Annotated in this window: 16 protein-coding genes; 15 read left to right on the top strand and 1 reads right to left on the bottom strand. The window is 57.0% G+C overall.

The features are described 5' to 3' along the window. From ACR1XU_RS03640 to ACR1XU_RS03590, 11 genes are all read left to right on the top strand, one after another. Entirely contained in the window at window positions 1–732 is a 732-nt protein-coding gene (locus ACR1XU_RS03640) for an isoprenyl transferase (protein ID WP_170615086.1), read from the top strand. Further along, window positions 729–1,511 (top strand): phosphatidate cytidylyltransferase, encoded by a 783-nt coding sequence (locus ACR1XU_RS03635; RefSeq protein ID WP_170677022.1) that lies wholly within the window; start codon window positions 729–731, stop codon window positions 1,509–1,511. Before ACR1XU_RS03640 ends, ACR1XU_RS03635 begins: the two co-directional genes overlap by 4 nt. Beyond that, the gene (gene dxr, locus ACR1XU_RS03630) at window positions 1,511–2,683 is read left to right on the top strand and encodes a 1-deoxy-D-xylulose-5-phosphate reductoisomerase (RefSeq protein ID WP_480906308.1); all 1,173 of its coding nucleotides are present in this window, start codon (window positions 1,511–1,513) and stop codon (window positions 2,681–2,683) included. Before ACR1XU_RS03635 ends, dxr begins: the two co-directional genes overlap by 1 nt. A 4-nt stretch (window positions 2,684–2,687) precedes the next feature. Then, complete coding sequence (rseP, locus tag ACR1XU_RS03625) at window positions 2,688–4,040, top strand: RIP metalloprotease RseP (RefSeq protein WP_170618992.1); 1,353 nt, start codon at window positions 2,688–2,690, stop codon at window positions 4,038–4,040. A gap of 346 nt (window positions 4,041–4,386) precedes the next feature. Further along, window positions 4,387–6,747 (top strand): outer membrane protein assembly factor BamA, encoded by a 2,361-nt coding sequence (gene bamA / locus ACR1XU_RS03620; protein WP_480906305.1) that lies wholly within the window; start codon window positions 4,387–4,389, stop codon window positions 6,745–6,747. A gap of 7 nt (window positions 6,748–6,754) precedes the next feature. Next, the gene (locus ACR1XU_RS03615) at window positions 6,755–7,345 is read left to right on the top strand and encodes an OmpH family outer membrane protein (RefSeq protein ID WP_170824550.1); all 591 of its coding nucleotides are present in this window, start codon (window positions 6,755–6,757) and stop codon (window positions 7,343–7,345) included. 72 nt (window positions 7,346–7,417) lie between these two features. Continuing rightward, window positions 7,418–7,891 carry a 3-hydroxyacyl-ACP dehydratase FabZ gene (fabZ, locus tag ACR1XU_RS03610; RefSeq protein ID WP_170615080.1) on the top strand — a complete coding sequence of 158 codons (474 nt, stop codon included), beginning with the start codon at window positions 7,418–7,420 and terminating at the stop codon, window positions 7,889–7,891. Next, window positions 7,888–8,673 (top strand): acyl-ACP--UDP-N-acetylglucosamine O-acyltransferase, encoded by a 786-nt coding sequence (gene lpxA / locus ACR1XU_RS03605; RefSeq protein ID WP_321253038.1) that lies wholly within the window; start codon window positions 7,888–7,890, stop codon window positions 8,671–8,673. Before fabZ ends, lpxA begins: the two co-directional genes overlap by 4 nt. A gap of 4 nt (window positions 8,674–8,677) precedes the next feature. Next, complete coding sequence (locus ACR1XU_RS03600; RefSeq protein WP_170806316.1) at window positions 8,678–9,472, top strand: UDP-2,3-diacylglucosamine diphosphatase LpxI domain-containing protein; 795 nt, start codon at window positions 8,678–8,680, stop codon at window positions 9,470–9,472. After that, complete coding sequence (lpxB, locus tag ACR1XU_RS03595; protein ID WP_480906301.1) at window positions 9,472–10,638, top strand: lipid-A-disaccharide synthase; 1,167 nt, start codon at window positions 9,472–9,474, stop codon at window positions 10,636–10,638. Before ACR1XU_RS03600 ends, lpxB begins: the two co-directional genes overlap by 1 nt. Beyond that, window positions 10,631–11,206, top strand: a complete 576-nt coding sequence (locus ACR1XU_RS03590; RefSeq protein ID WP_480906299.1) for a hypothetical protein — start codon at window positions 10,631–10,633, stop codon at window positions 11,204–11,206. The genes lpxB and ACR1XU_RS03590 overlap by 8 nt, the downstream gene beginning before the upstream one ends. Before the next feature lie 30 nt (window positions 11,207–11,236). On the opposite strand, the gene mnmA is transcribed toward ACR1XU_RS03590, so the two are convergent. Then, window positions 11,237–12,382, bottom strand: a complete 1,146-nt coding sequence (gene mnmA / locus ACR1XU_RS03585) for a tRNA 2-thiouridine(34) synthase MnmA (RefSeq protein ID WP_480906296.1) — start codon at window positions 12,380–12,382, stop codon at window positions 11,237–11,239. A gap of 129 nt (window positions 12,383–12,511) precedes the next feature. Between mnmA and sciP the strand changes: the two genes are divergently transcribed. From sciP to recG, 4 genes are all read left to right on the top strand, one after another. Beyond that, window positions 12,512–12,805 (top strand): CtrA inhibitor SciP, encoded by a 294-nt coding sequence (gene sciP / locus ACR1XU_RS03580; RefSeq protein ID WP_480906293.1) that lies wholly within the window; start codon window positions 12,512–12,514, stop codon window positions 12,803–12,805. Window positions 12,806–12,888: 83 nt separating this feature from the next. Next, entirely contained in the window at window positions 12,889–13,605 is a 717-nt protein-coding gene (gene ctrA, locus ACR1XU_RS03575) for a response regulator transcription factor CtrA (protein ID WP_170615074.1), read from the top strand. 122 nt (window positions 13,606–13,727) lie between these two features. Continuing rightward, the gene (gene ligA, locus ACR1XU_RS03570) at window positions 13,728–15,980 is read left to right on the top strand and encodes an NAD-dependent DNA ligase LigA (RefSeq protein WP_480906290.1); all 2,253 of its coding nucleotides are present in this window, start codon (window positions 13,728–13,730) and stop codon (window positions 15,978–15,980) included. After that, a complete protein-coding gene (recG, locus tag ACR1XU_RS03565; protein ID WP_170677046.1) occupies window positions 15,977–18,067 on the top strand; it encodes an ATP-dependent DNA helicase RecG in 2,091 nt (696 codons plus the stop codon). The genes ligA and recG overlap by 4 nt, the downstream gene beginning before the upstream one ends. Window positions 18,068–18,102: the final 35 nt, after the last annotated feature.

Genomic DNA, 18,102 nt, shown 5'->3' with positions numbered 1-18,102 from the left:
ATGCCCAACGATCCCCGCACTCCTATCGCCGCCGGACCGCGCCATGTCGCCATCATTATGGATGGCAATGGTCGTTGGGCACAAGCACGTGGCCGGCCTAGGCTGTATGGACATCACGCAGGTGCACGGCGTGTTCGTGAGGTGGTCGAAGCTTGCCCCGGTCTTGGCGTCAAGTATCTGACCGTATTCGCCTTTTCGACAGAGAACTGGAAGCGAACACAGGTTGAAGTCGCCGGACTGATGAGCCTGTTTCGCCGCTATATCATTAAAGAAACGCGAACGCTGAAGGAAAACGGTATCCGCGTCCGCTTTATCGGAGACAGGGTGCGTCTGGATTCCAAACTGACCAGACTGATGGACTCGCTTGAGGAAGAAACCCGAGACAATGATCTGGTCCATCTCACGGTTGCCTTGAACTACGGCGGGCGGGATGAAGTTGCCCGCGCTACGCAACGTCTGGCGCGAGACGTGGCAGCGGGCCGGTTGCGCCCCGAAGATGTGGATGAAGAAACGCTTCCAAGATACTTGGATACACATGTTCTTCCGGATCCGGACCTTGTAATTCGCACCAGCGGCGAAGCGCGAATTTCAAACTTTCTTCTGTGGCAGTCAGCCTATTCCGAATATGAGTTCATCGACACGCTTTGGCCGGATTTCACAGCCGCTGAACTTGAACATTTGTGTCGGAACTTTGGCTCGCGTGAGCGCCGCTTTGGCGCAGTTCTCGCATGAGCGACGGTCGATGGTCTGACCTGACGGCCCGAATTCTGTCGGCAGCTGTTCTGGTTGCTATCGGTGCAGTGGAAGTGTGGCTTGGCGGATTGTGGTTCGAAGCATTCATCGCTGCGGCCTGCGCCATCATGACCTGGGAACTGGTCCGCATGATTGATCCGGGTCAAGCCGGTCTGGCGGTTCAGTTGGGGATATTGACCGGGGTTGCCGTCGTCCTCAGCTATCACCTGCCTGCGCTTTACACGTTGCCGTTTTTGCTGGCACCAGCGCTGGTCGGGGCAGGGCAGATCAGTCGGGCAAAAGGGCTTTACGCCGCGTTTGCCTTCTGGATCGCTGCTGCTGGACTGGGTTTCATCTCGATCCGTGAAACCATGGGTTTTGGCTGGATGGTCTGGCTGATCGCCGTTGTCGTTGCAACAGATGTCGCGGGGTATTTTGTTGGCAAAACGTTTGGCGGACCTAAGTTCTGGCCCAAGGTAAGCCCGAAGAAGACGTGGTCCGGTACGGCCGGCGGTTGGGTTGCGGCAGCCATTGTTGGCGGTGTTGTCGCGATGCAGGCCGGGTTTGGTGTTTTGTTTGTGCTGATTTCGGTACTGGCGTCGATGGCCAGTCAGGCCGGGGATATCGTGGAAAGCGCGGTTAAACGAAAGTTTGGCGTCAAAGACAGCTCGAACCTGATACCCGGGCATGGCGGCTTTCTTGACCGGTTCGATGGAATGATGGGGGCTGCCTTGTTCGTGTTGATCGCAGGGTTGTTCTACGCCCCCGGGGTTATGTAATGCGCAAGATCTCAATTTTTGGCGCGACCGGGTCCATCGGTCAAAACACCATTGACCTGATCGCCCGGAATCCTTCGTCCTACGATGTTGTTGCGCTGACGGGCGGGGCAAACATCCGACAACTGGCCGAAGATGCGCGCAGGCTCGGCGCTGATTTGGCCGTGACCGCCCATGAGGACCGGCTTGAGGATTTGCGGGACGCTCTTTCCGGCAGCGGGGTTGCGGTCGCGGCAGGCGAAAAAGCACTGGCCGAGGCTGCATCCCGCCCGGCCGACTGGGTGATGTCGGCCATTGTGGGGGCAGCCGGGTTAACTCCGGGCATCGAAGCCCTGAAACAAGGGGCGACGCTGGCCTTGGCAAACAAAGAGACGCTGGTGTGTGCTGGTTCTCTCGTTCTGGAGACTGCGCGCAAACACAACGCGCGCCTGCTGCCTGTGGACAGTGAACATTCGGCCGTGTTTCAGGCGCTGGTCGGAGAAAACATTGAGACCGTCGAACGGGTGATAATTACCGCCAGCGGCGGGGCGTTTCGTGATTGGCCCTTGTCGGACCTGGCCCTCGCGACGGTCGAGCAAGCGTCGAGTCACCCCAATTGGAACATGGGTCAACGGATTACCATCGACAGCGCATCAATGTTCAATAAGGCGCTGGAGGTAATTGAAACGAAAGAATTCTTTGGAATAGACCCGGACCAGATCGAAGTTCTGATCCACCCGGAATCGATTGTACATGCATTGGTCGGGTTTAGTGACGGCGCTGTCATGGCCCATATGGGTGCACCGGATATGCGCCATGCCATTGGCTACGCTCTGCACTGGCCCGAAAGGCAGAGCCTGCCGGTCGACCGTCTGAACCTGGCACGGCTTGGGCAGCTTCGGTTTCAGGACCCTGACGAATCGCGGTACCCCGCTTTGCGACTGGCGCGCGAGGTGATGGCCCGTGGGGGTCTTTCCGGTGCCGTCTTCAACGCGGCCAAAGAACGTGCTCTGGACAGATTTATCGCCAAGGACATCGGATTTCTTGAGATGGGCGATACCGTTGCAGCGGTTCTGGACAGATTTGATACAGAAGATGGCCTTATTGATGCCCCTATGACCCTTGATAATGTGCAAAAAACGGACCATCTGGCACGTCAATGGGTCGACGAAGCCATTCTCCAACGAGCAGGATAAACCCTTGGACACTCTTTCCCTGATCCCTCAATTCGGCAGCCTGCTGTACACGATTGTTGCTTTTGTGGTTGCACTGTCCGTCATCGTCGCGGTGCACGAATACGGCCATTATATCGTTGGACGTTGGTCCGGCATTCATGCCGAGGTGTTTTCGATCGGATTCGGTCCTGTCCTGTGGAGCCGCATGGACAAGCGCGGGACAAAATGGCAGATCGCCCTGTTGCCGTTCGGTGGTTACGTCAAGTTTCTTGGTGATGCCAACGCTGCTTCGGGCAAGGACGAAGCTGCGATGCACGAAATTACAGAACAAAGCCCTCAAGAAGTACGCCGTACCATGCACGGTGCGCCTTTGTGGGCCCGTGCGGCGACCGTTGCGGCGGGGCCCGCGTTCAACTTCGCAATGTCCATCCTGGTTTTCGGGCTGATCTTCTGGTCTCAGGGTGTTTCACGAGAGCCACTAACGGTGGGCAAACTCCAACCATTGCCCGGATCTGTTCAGGAGTTACGGGAAGGCGATGAGATCATCGCAATTGCCGGTATTCCAACCCCGGATTTCGACGAGGAAATCTCGTGGACCGAGTTTACCGAGTCTCTGCCGGTTGAACCGAGCCTGGAATACACCATCATCCGGGACGGCGAGACACTGAATGTGTCCGCGCCCTGGCTGTTTCCGCCGCTGATCCAGCAGGTTACACCGCGCAGTGCTGCAATGGACATTCAACTGGCATCGGGCGACGTGATTACGTCGGTGGATGGAGACCCCATTTTTGCCTTCGAGCAATTGAAAGAGCGGGTCGAAGGATCTGACGGGCGTGTGCTGTTGCTGAACGTCTGGCGGGACGGCGCCGATCTGGAATTTGCCTTAGCCCCAAGACGTACGGATGAACCTCAACCGGACGGCGGGTTCGTAACGCATTGGCGTATCGGGATCGTTGGCGGGATGATGCTGGAACCGGCTACCGTTCCGGCGGGTTTATTGGATTCCCTGACAGGCGGTGCACGACAGACATTGCGCGTAATCAACGGTTCTTTGTCTGGCATCTGGCATATGATTACAGGGGCGATCAGCACCTGCAACATGTCCGGTCCTATCGGTATTGCCGAGACATCCGGAGCAATGGCCAGTCAGGGCGCGCAGAGTTTTGTGTTCTTCATCGCGGTTCTGTCGACAGCCGTAGGCCTTCTGAATCTGTTCCCGATCCCGGCATTGGATGGCGGTCATCTGGTGTTCTACGCTTACGAAGCGGTCGCCGGCAAACCGCCTAGTGACGCAGTCCTGCGGATTCTGATGGGAGTGGGGATCAGCCTGATACTTGGCCTGATGCTGTTTTCTGTCAGCAACGACCTGTTCTGCTGAATGTGACGCCCCGCGCACATTGATGCCGCAATCTTGCCCAAATCCATGGCTAAGATTATTTGGTGTATTGAAAGACAGGCTTAGAAACCGATGCCAAAGACTCTGCAAAAATCCTATCAAGGGTTCAGCGTTCTGTTCATATTGAACTGGGATGTTCTATTGTGCTTTGGCGCGACGGCTCTGGCGCTTGCAGGTGGGGCATACCTGGCAGGTATGTGATTCTCGCCCAATATGTTGATTGATTTAGACGGCCCGCTGGGCCGTTTTGTGTTTTTGCGCTTTTGACAAGACCCTTCAATCCCGTTACTCAGCATTAAAAGTCTGAAAATTCTGGGTAGTGAAAAAAATGACGGACAGGCGGGGCGTGGGCATATTCTGCGGTGTGAACAAGACTGCAAACAATATTTTGTGGCGCACACTAACGTTTCTTTTTCTTTTTAGTGCAATGAGTTTCGTGGCTGCGCCGCAGGCGGCACATGCCCAGAACTTCACGATCAATTCCTTCCAGGTGGAAGGTAACCGACGCATCGAAACCTCGACGATTATCTCGCGGACAGGAATCGAACCGGGGCAAACCGTGACGGCAGGACAGTTGAATGATGCCTATCAGCGATTGCTTGACAGTGGTGTTTTTGAAACAGTCGAACTGACACCGCGCGGATCGATATTGGTGATCGAGGTTCAGGAATACCCGACGATCAACAAGATCAGCATTGAGGGCAATCGCCGTGTTAAGGACAATGTCTTGATGGATGCGATTTCCTCGCAGCCGCGCAGGGTCTTTACGCCTCAGGTTGCCGAAGCGGACGCGGATCTGATTGCTGATATTTACTCGGCACAGGGTCGCGTTGCTGCAACTGTCATTCCGCGCATTATCCGGCGCAGCGACAACCGTGTCGACTTGGTGTTCGAAATCGCCGAAGGCACAACGATCGAAGTCGAGCGGGTCAGCTTCGTCGGCAACCGCGCATATTCCGACCGACGCCTGCGCAGGGTGCTGGAGACCAAGCAAGCGAACATCCTGCGGACTTTCCTACGCGGCGACACGTTTATCGCGGACCGTATCGAATTCGACAAACAAGTTATTCGCGACTTTTACCTGTCGCGCGGCTATGTCGACTTTCGGGTCAACAGCGCAAATGTTGAATTCACCCGCGAACGGGATGCGTTCTTTCTGGTGATGAACATCACCGAAGGCCAGAAGTTCTCGTTTGGAAAAATCACGACTGTCAGCGAAATTCCCGGCGTTGACGCGGCCGCGTACCAGCAAGCCCTGAAAATCAAGCCGGGCGTAACGTATTCGCCTTCTCTGGTCGAAAACTCGATCGCCCGGCAGGAACGGTTGGGGCTGAAGCAGGGCGTTGATTTCTTGCGGGTAGAGCCGCGTGTTACCCGTAACGAGAGAGATCTGACGCTCAACGTCGAATTTGTTCTGACCCGCGGTCCGCGTATTTTTGTCGAACGGATCGACATTGAAGGAAACACGACGACCTTGGACCGTGTGATCCGCCGTCAGTTCGATACCGTCGAGGGTGATCCGTTCAACCCCCGCGAAATCCGCCAGAGCGCCGAGCGTATTCGTGCCCTTGGTTTCTTCGCAACGGCGGATGTGGAACCTCGTGAAGGGTCATCGCCCAGTCAGGTCATCGTTGATGTGGACGTCGAAGAACAGCCAACCGGCTCTCTCAGCCTTGGCGGTAGTTTCTCGGCCGCTGACGGATTTGGTATTGCGATCGGTCTGAACGAATCCAACTTCCTGGGACGCGGACAAAACTTGGGTCTTTCGCTTTCAACCGCGCAGGATTCAGAACAATACGTCATCAACTTTTCCGAACCCTATCTGTTGGGCCGGAAGCTGCGCTTCGATCTAGGCCTTGGTCTTTCGACAACCAATTCGAGCTTTGCAAGCTATGACACCGACACCGTGTTCTTTACCCCGCAAATCAGCTATGCGATTGGCGAACTTTCCTCGCTGAGCTTGCGTTACAGCTGGGACCGCAGTGAAATGACGCAGCAGGACAACCAGATCAACGGTGCCGTCATTGCCTCGGAAATTGCGCAAGGGGAACGCAGCAGCAGTGCCTTGGGTATTTCCTACGTGTATGACAGCCGGCTCGCCGGTCTGAATCCAAACGCTGGTGTCCTGTTTGAGGTCGGTGTGGACGCGGCCGGTCTTGGTGGCGACGACAAGTTCATCAAATCGACCGCGCGCGGCATTGCCCAGACACGTGTTCTGAGCGAAGAGGTCGTCCTGCGCGCTTCGCTGGAAATGGGCGCATTCCATTGGAGAGGCAACGATTTCAGCCGAACCGTGGATCGCTTTGTTCTTGGCCCGAGTACTTTCCGCGGCTTCGATCCGGCCGGTATCGGCCCGCGCGATCTGTCGAACGGTCAGGATGATGCGATTGGCGGCAACTATTACTGGGTGGCCCGCTTCGAATCTGATTTCCCGCTTGGCCTTCCCGAAGAACTGGGCCTGCGCGGTGGTGTTTTCTACGACGTCGGCAACCTCTACAACATCGACAACGTCAATACCGCGGGGGCGAATATCGTCGGTGCTGATGGCTCGATCCGCCATGTTCTGGGCGTGTCGGTTCTTTGGGACACGCCGTTTGGCCCATTGCGCTTTAACTTCTCCAAAGCACTCAAAAAGGAAGACTTTGACCAGGAGCGCAGCTTTGACCTGACCATTCAGGCTCAGTTCTGATCCTTTGATGGTCATGCGGTTTATTCCAGACATTCAGGGCCCGGTTCGGGCCCTTTTTGTCATTCTGCTTTTGCTTGGCGGAGTTGCAACGCAAAGTACAGCACAGCAACTGGGTGTGCCGCAATCTGGTGTTTTGACATTGTCCAGCGAACGCCTTTTCGCCGGGTCAGAATTCGGTCAGCGCATCCTGCGCGAAATCGACGCCGAAAGTGCCTTGTTGGCGGAAGAAAACGAACGAATCGTTGCCGAATTGAGCAAGGAAGAAAAGGAACTGACGGAACGGCGGTCGACGTTGACAGCCGAAGAGTTCCGACCACTTGCCGAAGCGTTCGATGATAAGGTGCAATCCCACCGCGAAGGACAACGGGCCAAACTTGATGCGCTCGCCCGTCGGAGCGAAAACTCCCGCAAGCTGTTTTTCGAGATGGTGCAACCGGTTCTGGTTGACCTCTTGCGAGAGACCGGGGCGTCGGTAATCCTCGAACAGTCGAATGTTTTGTTCCGCGCGGAGTCGTCCGATATCACCAACATGGCCATCCGTCGGATCAATGCGATGATCGGCGATGGTAGAAGATTGGATAACAAGGCAAGCGAATAGGCTTGCTTGCCCTTGTTCGCGGGTCTTGCTAACCACTCGAAAAAGAGAAATCCACGAAGGGACTCGTTTACCATGACGACGGAAACCAAGAGCGCCGACATTCAGTTGATCCAGCGGATCCTTCCGCATCGCTATCCGTTTCTGCTGGTCGACAAGGTGGTAGACATTTCTGGCTATCAGTCCGCGGTCGGCGTCAAGAACGTCACCATGAACGAGCCTCATTTTCAGGGTCATTTCCCTGGAACGCCGATCATGCCGGGGGTGACGATTGTCGAGGCAATGGCCCAGACCGCCGGTGTCATGCTGGGTGTCGGAATGGATGTCATCGACAGCGAGCTGCTGATCTATTTCATGAACATCGACAAGTGCAAATTTCGCCGGAAAGTGGTTCCCGGAGATGTGCTCGAAATGCACGTTGAAACCGTGCGCGGCAAAAAAGGCGGCAAGATCTTCAAATTCAGCGGTCGGGCAACTGTAGACGGCGAGGTTGCGGCCGAGGCTGAGTTTTCGGCCTATGTCGACTGGGACATGGAAAAAACAACATGAGCCGCATCCATCCCAGCGCAATCATCGAAGACGGCGCGCAGATTGGGCAGGACTGTGCCATCGGTCCGTTCTGTTATGTCGGCCCGCAGGTCAAACTGGCAGATCGCGTGGAACTGAAATCGCATGTTGTCGTGACCGGCGACACGTCTGTTGGCGAGGACACCGTAATCTTCAATTTTTCGGTCATCGGTGAGATACCGCAGGATTTGAAGTTCGGTGGCGAAAACACCCGGCTGGAAATTGGTCAGCGGAACCGCATTCGCGAACATGTGACAATCAACACCGGAACAGATGGTGGTGGCGGTGTTACGCGGGTAGGCGACGATTGTCTTTTGATGGCGGGTGTTCATGTGGCGCATGATGTGCAGATCGGCAATCGGGTCATCATGGTCAACCACGCCGGGGCTGCAGGGCATTGCATTGTCGAAGATGACGTAATCGTCGGCGGCATATCCGGTTTGCACCAATGGGTCCGCGTTGGTCGCGGTGCCATTATCGGGGCGCTGACAATGGTTGCCAACGACGTAATTCCATATGGACTTGTTCAGGCGCCTCGTGGCGAACTCGACGGGTTGAACCTCGTCGGTTTGAAACGCCGGGGCGTTCCGCGCGAAGATATCGCCGCCTTGCGCGCGGCTTTCCGCGAGCTGTCGAGCGGCGAGGGGACCTTCATGGACCGGGCCCACCGGATAGGCGAAGGCAACGACAGTGAGTATGTGCGGCGTATCGTCGATTTCGTGACCGGACACAGTGACCGTTCATTCCTGACACCGGGGAAATAGGACCGTGCTGGCTCTGATCGCAGGAACCGGGCAATTGCCGACCGAGGTGTTGAGCCATTTGCCCGAACGCCCTGTGATCTGCGCGCTCGAGGGCTTTCTGCCTGATGACCTGACGCCAGACATCGTTTTCCCTTTAGAGCGGTTCGGCAGTTTCATTGCTGAAATTCAAGCCCGTGGAGTGACCGAGATTTGCATGGCCGGCGCGGTGCGTCGCCCGGTCATTGATCCTTCGCGGATCGATGCGGCGACGATGCCATTGGTTCCGGTTATTCAGAAAGCAATTGTCTCAGGCGACGACGGCGCGTTGCGCGCTGTGATCAGTATTCTGGAAGACAGCGGGCTTTCGGTTCGTGCGGCACAGGATCTCGCGCCGGAACTGTTGCCCCCGTTGGGATGTTTGACCGAAACCCAGCCTTCTGATGCGGATCTGGCGGATGCGGACCGCGCTGTCGGGATCGTGCGGGCCATGGGAGCGGCCGACATTGGTCAGGCCTGCGTGGTTTCCAAGGGGCAGGCCATGGCGGTTGAGGGGATTTTCGGAACCGCCTGGATGCTGCAATCCCTGACCCAAAGGCCGGATGCTGGCGGCGGCATTCTGTTCAAAGCCCCAAAACCCTCTCAGGACCATCGTGTTGATCTGCCTGCAATCGGGCCTGATACAGTGTCAGATGCGGTTGCAGCAGGTCTGTCGGGGATCGTTGTCGTAAAAGGTGGGGTCATCGTCCTTCAACGCAACCGGGTCGTCGAGGAATGCAACCGACTGGGTCTTTTCCTTCTCGTTCGTGAGCGGTCGGTCTGATGCGCGTGTTTCTGGTCGCCGGTGAACCCTCGGGCGACCGGTTGGGCGGCGCGTTGATGGAAGGGTTGAAGACGCTTGTCCCGGATGTCGAATTCGACGGGGTAGGCGGCCCTTTGATGCAGGCGCAGGGATTGAACAGCCGATTCCCAATGTCAGAACTGTCTGTCATGGGCCTGGTTGAAGTGCTGCCGAAGTTCTTCCACCTCAAACGCCGCATTGCCGAAACCGCACAAGCGGTGCTGGATACGCAGCCTGATGTGCTGATTACCATCGACAGCCCGGATTTCTCGCTTCGTGTGGCCAAGCTGGTGAAGGCGGGCAGCAACATTCGCACCGTTCACTATGTTGCGCCTAGCGTTTGGGCTTGGCGTCCCGGTCGGGCCGACAAAATGGCCAAGGTCATCGACCACGTTCTGGCCTTGTTGCCGTTCGAGCCGCAATACATGACAAAGGCTGGCATGGAATGCGATTTCGTCGGCCATCCAGTCGTCAACGAACCCATTGCGACGGATACGGACATATCGGACTTCCGAAGCGCCTACGATCTGGGAGAAGCACCGATCCTGCTGGCGCTTCCCGGATCACGCCGCGGGGAAGTCGAACGGCTTGCCCCGGTGTTTGGTGAAGCCCTGAGTTTGTTTTTGCGCGATCATCCGGACATGCGCGTCGTGGTCCCGGCAGTTGCGCACATCGTCGATACGGTGCGCGATAAGATCCGATCATGGCCGGGCGAACCCGTAGTGATCGACCCACGCGAGCTAGAGGCGGATCATGCGGCGTCTCGCAAGCGTGCTGCGTTTGCAGCGGCAGATGTCGCCCTGGCCGCGTCTGGCACAGTGTCGCTGGAACTCGCTGCGCAATCCACCCCAATGGTCATCGCCTATAAACTGACCTGGCTAACCCAGAAGATGGCCGAACGCATGGTCAAGCTGGATACGGTGACTTTGGTCAATCTGGTGTCAGACACCCGCACTGTGCCCGAATGCCTTTTGGACGATTGCCGCCCCGACAAGATTGCCGCAGCCTTGTCAAAGGTCATGGAAGTACCAGAGGCTCAGCAGGAGGCCATGGCCCTCACGATGGACCGTCTTGGGCGAGGTGGAGAGGCCCCGGGGTTGCGTGCGGCCCGCGCCGTGCTGGCACGGATGCGAAACGGGCATGATTGATCACGCTCTGTTTGCACTGTCTGCGGGAATCGCGCAGGTCTCGACAAATCTGGACAACCTTGCAGTGCTGTTCGGTCTGATCGTTGTCATGGGCCGACGTCGTCCGGTCGTGGGGTTCGCCGTCGCACAAACCGTCGTTCTTCTACTGGCAACCGCCGTCGCCATCGGGCTGAGCCACAGCACATATCCAACGACTATTGGATACCTTGGCATTGTACCACTTGCATTGGGTGTCCGGGGCATCTGGTTGCAGATGTCCGGGCGAGGAAAAACCGACACCCAGCCGCAAGGGGCCGTGATCTCGGTTGTTCTGTTGTTTCTCAGCCTGTCCATAGACACGTTTGCAGTCATGACACCGCTTCTTGCGGAATCCTCGGCCTCATACAGATGGGCAGGGCTGTTTGGTGCTGTCACCGCCGCTTGTCTACTGACAGGAGTTGCGGCCTGGGGGGCACCCAAGGCCAAATTGTTTGCACCCAGAATGGCCCGGCTGGACCGGATCGCACCCTATATTATGGTCGCGGTCGGTCTGTATATTCTTCTCAACACCGGGACGGACGCCCTTTAGGCTCCAGACAGACTGAGGCCAGACACCACGTTAATATCCCCGCCAGATCCATCCGCCGCCAAAAATGCGGCTTCCATCTGTTTCATAGAACACACAAGCCTGACCGGGCGAGATGCCTTCTTCCGGGGTCAGTAACTCCACCTCGGCGGTCGTGTCCGACAGTGGCCTGACAATCGCTTCGCGCGGGGGGCGGGTCGAACGAACCTTGACCGAGACATGCCATTCTTTTTGTGACGTGAACGGCTGGTCCCCCAGCCAGTTGATCTCGCGGACGGGAACGGTACGTGTGGCCAGCATTTCCTTGGGACCAACAACAACCTGTTTGTTGTCCACATCCAGTTTGACGACATAAAGCGGTTCGCTCAGCCCACCGATGCCCAGCCCACGCCGCTGGCCAATGGTGTAGTGAATGACGCCGTTATGCTGTGCCAGAACGCGACCGTCCGCATGAACAATTTCACCCGGCTCGGCTGCTCCGGGGCGCAGCTTTTCGATCACGCTGGCATAGTTTCCATCTGGAACAAAACAGATGTCCTGACTGTCCGGTTTATCTGCAACGGACAGGCCATACTGCGCGGCCATCTCGCGGGTTGCGTCCTTGGAAGGCAGGTGCCCCAAAGGGAAACGCAGGAAATCCAGCTGTTCCGGCGTGGTCGAGAACAGAAAATAAGACTGATCGCGGTTTGCATCTTCAGCGCTGTGCAGCTCGGGCCCATTGGGACCAACCTTGCGCTGGATGTAGTGGCCGGTTGCCATGCAGTCGGCCTCGAGATCCTTAGCGGTTTCCAGCAGATCCTTGAATTTCACACGCTCATTGCAACGAATACAGGGAACGGGCGTTGCGCCCGCCAGATAACTATCGGCGAACTCGTCGATCACTGCGTCTTTGAAGATGTTTTCGTAGTCCAGCACATAATGCGGGAATCCCCGCTCTTCGGCCACGCGACGTGCGTCGTGAATGTCGATGCCGGCGCAACAGGCACCTTTTTTGGCGAGGGCCGCGCCGTGATCGTAAAGCTGCAGCGTTACGCCCACGACGTCATACCCCTGATCAGCCAGATAGGCGGCCACAACAGAGCTGTCGACACCACCGGACATGGCCACGACCACCCGGGTTTCCGAGGGCGGTTTGGCAAATCCAAGCGAGTTCAGCGGAGTCTCGGTATCGAGGGCCATGGCATTTCCAGTGCGGATTAAGAAAGACCGGCAGAATATAGGAAAATTCTAGACACTCTCAAGGGGCGGTTTCATGTGGCTTTAAGTATGCTGGGCGCAGCTTTGTCGCAGCAGAAAGTGAGGCGAACGATGTATTTGCACAAAGTTGAGGGGCCAAGATCGGTAACCCTGCCGGATGGAACGGTTTTATCGCGGGCTGATCTGCCTCCGGCGGAAACGCGCCGCTGGGTCGCCTCGCGCAAGGCAACTGTCGTTCGGGGCGCTGTGTATGGGCTGATTACCCTATCGGACGCAAAGAAACGATATGGAATCAGTGACGAGGAATTCAATGGGTGGGTAGCCGCCGTCGCAGACTACGGGGTGGACGCATTAAAAGTGACAGCGTTAAAAAAATATAGACAACCCAAGGTAGAGAATGAATAAATGATTCAACGGTAACACCGGGTTAACTATTTTTGATCAAGGTTGAATTGAAATTGCAATATTGACCTGAATTGGAGCAGTGAATGCGTATACTTCTTGTCGAGGATGATCCGACAACGTCCAAAAGCATCGAACTGATGCTGACACATGCCAACCTGAACGTTTACGCAACGGATCTCGGCGAAGAAGGCATCGATCTGGCAAAGCTCTATGACTACGACCTGATATTGCTGGACCTCAACCTGCCGGACATGACCGGACATGAAGTGTTGCGGCAACTGCGGATTGCTCGGGTCGAAACTCCGATCCTGATACTGTCGGGCGCGGACGATACCGAAAGTAAAATCAAAGGGTTCGGTTTTGGTGCCGATGACTATCTGACCAAACCTTTCCATCGTGAAGAGTTGGTTGCCCGTATTCACGCGATCATTCGGCGCTCGAAGGGGCATTCACAGTCCGTCATTCACACCGGGCGTGTCGCGGTCAACCTTGACGCAAAAACTGTTGAGGTCGAGGGGAAAGCGGTTCACCTGACAGGCAAAGAATATCAAATGCTCGAACTGCTGAGCCTTCGAAAGGGAACAACCCTGACAAAGGAGATGTTTCTAAATCATTTATACGGCGGAATGGACGAACCGGAACTTAAGATCATTGATGTCTTCATTTGCAAGCTACGCAAGAAACTGAGCAATGCAACCGGAGGTGAAAATTACATCGATACGGTTTGGGGGCGGGGCTATGTTTTGCGCGATCCGCAAAACAACAACCTCGATGAAACCCGAATGGCAGTCGGCGCCTGAGCGAAATCTGAAAATGCCGCTGCCGGTTCAGGGCGGCACCCTCACTCACGAACAGCACGACTGGACCTGGCCATGACCTCGCCCTATCACTGAGGTCCAAGATCACGTGACAGGGCGAGGCCATGAGCAACTCCATTTCGGTAACCGACCTGACAGAACAGGAAGCGCAGGAAGAACTGGCGCGCCTTTCTGACCTTTTGCTGCGCGCCAATACCCAATACCACACAGAAGATGCGCCTGAGATTTCGGATGCGGAGTACGACCGGCTCAAGCGCAGAAATGCAGAAATCGAAGCGCGGTTTCCGAATCTGAAACGTCCCGACAGCCCAAGCGAGCAGGTTGGCGCGCGCGTCGCTGAAGGGTTTTCCAAAGTTGCACATTCTGTGCGGATGATGTCGCTGGGCAATGCCTTTGACGACGAAGACGTCAGGGATTTTGATCGTTCGATCCGGAAATACCTGGGGTTGCGGGATGATGCGCCGCTTGCCTTCACTGCAGAACCGAAGATCGACGGTCTGTCCTTATCCTTGCGGTATGAGGGTGGAAAACTGGTTCAGGCCGCAACGCGTGGCGACGGTGAGGTGGGCGAGAACGTAACCGAAAACGCGCGCACGATTTCGGACATTCCTCAAGTCATTGAAAACGCACCCGAAGTTCTGGTGGTTCGGGGCGAGGTCTACATGTCACATATCGATTTCGACGACCTGAATGCGCGTCAGTCACAGGCTGGCGACAAAACATTTGCCAATCCCCGCAACGCCGCGGCCGGGTCTTTGCGTCAGTTGGATGCCTCAATTACTCGGACGCGCCCGTTGCGGTTCTTTGCCTATGCCTGGGGCGAATTGTCAGAGCCTTTGGCCGAAACGCAAATGGCCGCGATTGGACGGCTTGCAGGTTTCGGGTTTGCCACAAATGCGCTGACGCGGCTGTGTGAAACAACCGGTCAGATGCTGGACCATTATCGGGACATCGAGGCGCAACGCGCAACGCTTGGCTATGACATCGACGGCGTTGTTTACAAAGTAAACGAGCTGGCGCTTCAGGCTAGGCTTGGGTTCCGGTCGACCACGCCACGCTGGGCGGTGGCCCACAAGTTTCCCGCGGAACTGGCCTGGACCCGGCTTGAGGCCATCGACATTCAGGTCGGCCGTACCGGCGCGCTTAGCCCCGTGGCCCGGCTGCACCCAGTGACGGTTGGCGGGGTCGTCGTCTCCAACGCGACGCTGCACAACGAAGACTACATAGCCGGGCGCGATGCAAAAGGCGGAACAATCCGAGATGGCAAAGATATTCGGGTTGGCGACTGGGTTCAGGTCTATCGGGCAGGCGATGTGATCCCAAAAGTTGCCGACGTGGATCTGTCAAAGCGTCCCGTCGTCTCTGTTGTTTTCGAGTTTCCAACACGGTGCCCTGAATGCGGAAGCGAAGCGATCCGGGAGGACGGGGATGCGGTTCGCCGCTGTACGGGAGGTATGATTTGCCCGGCACAGGCCGTTGAAAAGCTGAAGCATTTCGTATCTCGCAAGGCTTTCGATATCGAAGGTCTGGGCGCCAAACAGATCGAAATGTTTCATGACGACCCGACGCTACCGATCAACACGCCTGCGGATATCTTCACTCTGAAAGAGCGTGACGCCAAAAACCTGGCGCGGTTGAAAAACAGGGATGGGTGGGGCGAGACCTCGGCCGGAAATCTGTTTGAAGCGATTGAGGAGAAGCGCACGATCCCGTTGGCGCGACTACTGTTTGCGCTGGGGATACGCCACGTTGGTGAAGTGGGCGCACGGGATCTTGCGTTGTTCTATCGGGATTGGGAAGCGATGGCGCAGGCCATTGATGCAGCCCGGCCGGCTGCCCTGGCCCAACGCGCTGCGGATGAAGCAGAGGAGGCTGAGCGCCAAGCCGCGACAGCCGGCAACCGAAGAGCACGGATCAAGGAGGCGCGCGATGCCGCGATAATCGGGTCGGATGTCCCGAAGACGGCCGCGCAGGCCTGGTCCGATCTGACCGGCATTGACGGCATCGGTGCGACTTTGGGGCTGTCCCTGTCCGATGCTTTCGCAAACTCGGAAGAGCGTCAGGCGTTTGACGATTTGCGCAGACACCTGACGATCATACCGCCGGAGGCCCCGGCATCCGACAGCCCGGTTGCCGGAAAAACGGTTGTATTCACCGGAACGCTTGAAAAGATGACGCGTGCGGAAGCTAAAGCTCGGGCAGAAGCGTTGGGTGCCAAGGTTTCAGGTTCGGTCAGTCAGAAAACCGACCTGCTTGTGGCTGGTCCCGGCGCGGGGTCAAAGGCCAAGAAAGCGGCGGATCTTGGGATTACGACTTTGGATGAAGACGGCTGGCTGCAGCTGATCGGGGATGCATGAGCGGCCGCCCTGAACCCCTGTTTCCACTTTTCGCCCGGCTTGAAACACTTGAAGGTGTCGGTCCGAAAACAGCTCAGTTGATGGGGCAGATCGGAATCGAGTCACCTCGTGACGTTTTGTTTGCTCTGCCATATGCCGTCATCGACCGGCGGCGGCGTGACACTATTCAGGGTGCAAACCTGCCAACAACACTGACGGTCGAGGTCACGGTCGGCACGCATCGCCCCCCAAGAACGAAAGGCGGCGCGTATCGTATTCACGTCGAGGACAGTCAGGCCGATTTCCAGCTGGTGTTTTTTCACGCGCGTGGCGACTACCTTACGAAAATTCTGCCGCCAGGGGCACGCAGGTTGGTGTCAGGTAAACTGGAGCTGTTCGACGGAGTGGCGCAGATGGTACACCCCGATCACGTGGTTTCGCCGGAACAGGCCGGAGAGCTGCCGGAGTTTGAACCTGTCTATCATCTGACCCAAGGCGTGACCCAGAAGACCGCATACAAGGCGGCGCATAGCGCCTTGGCCCGCGCTCCGGATTTGGACGAATGGATCGATCCGGCTCAGGTGGCGCGTCAGAACTGGCAGGGCTGGAAAACGGCCATCCAGTCGGCACATCATCCGCAAGGGGCAGATGACGTAGCAATGTTTGCACCCGCGCGTGAGCGTCTGGCTTATGACGAATTGCTGGCCCATCAGTTGACGCTGGCCCTGGCCCGAAGCCGGGAAAGGAAGTCGCGCGGAATTGTCAGCAGGGCAACCGGCGTTTTGCAATCGAAGGTGCTGAGCACCCTGCCATATCGCCCCACAGGTGCACAATTGCGGGCCATCGAGGAGATTTCCGCCGACATGGCGTCAGCCGCACGAATGAACCGTTTGCTGCAGGGGGATGTTGGCGCCGGCAAAACGTTGGTCGCTTTCATGGCGTTGCTGATCGCGGTCGAGGCGGGCGGGCAGGGCGTCATGATGGCGCCGACCGAGATTCTAGCTCGGCAGCATCTGGAGGGATTGCGCCCACTCGCTGACGAGGCTGGTGTCGTGCTGGAAATCCTGACCGGACGGGACAAAGGCGCTGAACGCAAAGCCAAGCTGGCCGCGCTGAGAAAGGGAGATATTCAGATACTTGTCGGCACGCATGCCGTTTTTCAGGGCGATGTGGAATTCAAAGCCCTGCATTTGGCCATTGTGGATGAGCAGCACAGGTTTGGTGTGCGCCAGCGAATGGAATTGTCGGACAAGGGGAAGGGCGCCGATGTCCTTGTCATGACCGCCACGCCGATTCCGCGCAGTCTGGCGCTTGCGCAATACGGAGACATGGATGTCTCGGTTCTGGATGAAAAGCCGCCCGGACGCAAGCCTGTCAAAACAGCCGTTGTCAGCACGCAGCGCATGGATGAGGTTGTGGCCCACCTGAGGCACGCCATCGAAGAAGGCAGGCAGTGCTATTGGGTTTGCCCCCTGGTGGACGAATCCGAGGTTTCAGACCTGACTGCTGCCGAGGAACGGTTCAAGCGGCTGCGCGCGATACTGGGGGATGACGTGGTCGGCCTAGTGCATGGACAAATGCCCCCGGCCGAAAAAGACGCCGCGATGGATGCCTTTCAATCTGGCAACACCAAAGTTCTGGTAGCAACGACGGTGATCGAGGTGGGCGTAAACGTTCCAAATGCCACGATCATGGTAATCGAACGCGCCGAGATATTCGGGCTGGCGCAATTGCATCAATTGCGTGGGCGGGTCGGCAGGGGCCAGGACGCATCCACCTGTCTGTTGATGTATCAACCACCGCTGAGCGAAGGCGGGCGCAAACGTCTTGAAGTCTTGCGCGAGACTGAGGACGGGTTTCGCATATCTGAGACCGACCTGCAGATGCGAGGAGCCGGGGATCTGATTGGAACCGCGCAATCCGGTTTGCCGAAGTTCCGTATTGCCGATCTGGAACGTCAGGCCGGATTGATGGCGGTTGCCCAGTCAGACGCCAGGGCATTGCTGTCTGCGGATCCGGATTTGACGTCAGACCGGGGCAAGGCCGCGCGAGTTCTGCTATGGCTGATGAAACAGGATCAGGCCATCCGTTTGATTTCAGTAGGTTAGGTGAGAAGTTCCGTTTGGTTCACAAATGTTCTCAA

The sequence above is a fragment of the Ruegeria sp. D1(2025) genome, assembly GCF_056536425.1.
This window is presented reverse-complemented; position numbering and strand designations above follow the sequence as displayed.

Bases quoted from the DNA above. Each gene is read 5' to 3' on its own strand.
- lpxA (WP_321253038.1), top strand. From the start codon at position 7,888: ATGAGCCGCATCCATCCCAGCGCAATCATCGAAGACGGCGCGCAGATT.
- recG (WP_170677046.1), top strand. From the start codon at position 15,977: ATGAGCGGCCGCCCTGAACCCCTGTTTCCACTTTTCGCCCGGCTTGAA.
- ligA (WP_480906290.1), top strand. From the start codon at position 13,728: ATGAGCAACTCCATTTCGGTAACCGACCTGACAGAACAGGAAGCGCAG.
- ctrA (WP_170615074.1), top strand. From the start codon at position 12,889: ATGCGTATACTTCTTGTCGAGGATGATCCGACAACGTCCAAAAGCATC.
- ACR1XU_RS03640 (WP_170615086.1), top strand. From the start codon at position 1: ATGCCCAACGATCCCCGCACTCCTATCGCCGCCGGACCGCGCCATGTC.
- ACR1XU_RS03635 (WP_170677022.1), top strand. From the start codon at position 729: ATGAGCGACGGTCGATGGTCTGACCTGACGGCCCGAATTCTGTCGGCA.
- mnmA (WP_480906296.1), bottom strand. From the start codon at position 12,382: ATGGCCCTCGATACCGAGACTCCGCTGAACTCGCTTGGATTTGCCAAA.
- bamA (WP_480906305.1), top strand. From the start codon at position 4,387: ATGACGGACAGGCGGGGCGTGGGCATATTCTGCGGTGTGAACAAGACT.
- fabZ (WP_170615080.1), top strand. From the start codon at position 7,418: ATGACGACGGAAACCAAGAGCGCCGACATTCAGTTGATCCAGCGGATC.
- ACR1XU_RS03590 (WP_480906299.1), top strand. From the start codon at position 10,631: ATGATTGATCACGCTCTGTTTGCACTGTCTGCGGGAATCGCGCAGGTC.
- sciP (WP_480906293.1), top strand. From the start codon at position 12,512: ATGTATTTGCACAAAGTTGAGGGGCCAAGATCGGTAACCCTGCCGGAT.
- lpxB (WP_480906301.1), top strand. From the start codon at position 9,472: ATGCGCGTGTTTCTGGTCGCCGGTGAACCCTCGGGCGACCGGTTGGGC.
- dxr (WP_480906308.1), top strand. From the start codon at position 1,511: ATGCGCAAGATCTCAATTTTTGGCGCGACCGGGTCCATCGGTCAAAAC.
- ACR1XU_RS03615 (WP_170824550.1), top strand. From the start codon at position 6,755: ATGGTCATGCGGTTTATTCCAGACATTCAGGGCCCGGTTCGGGCCCTT.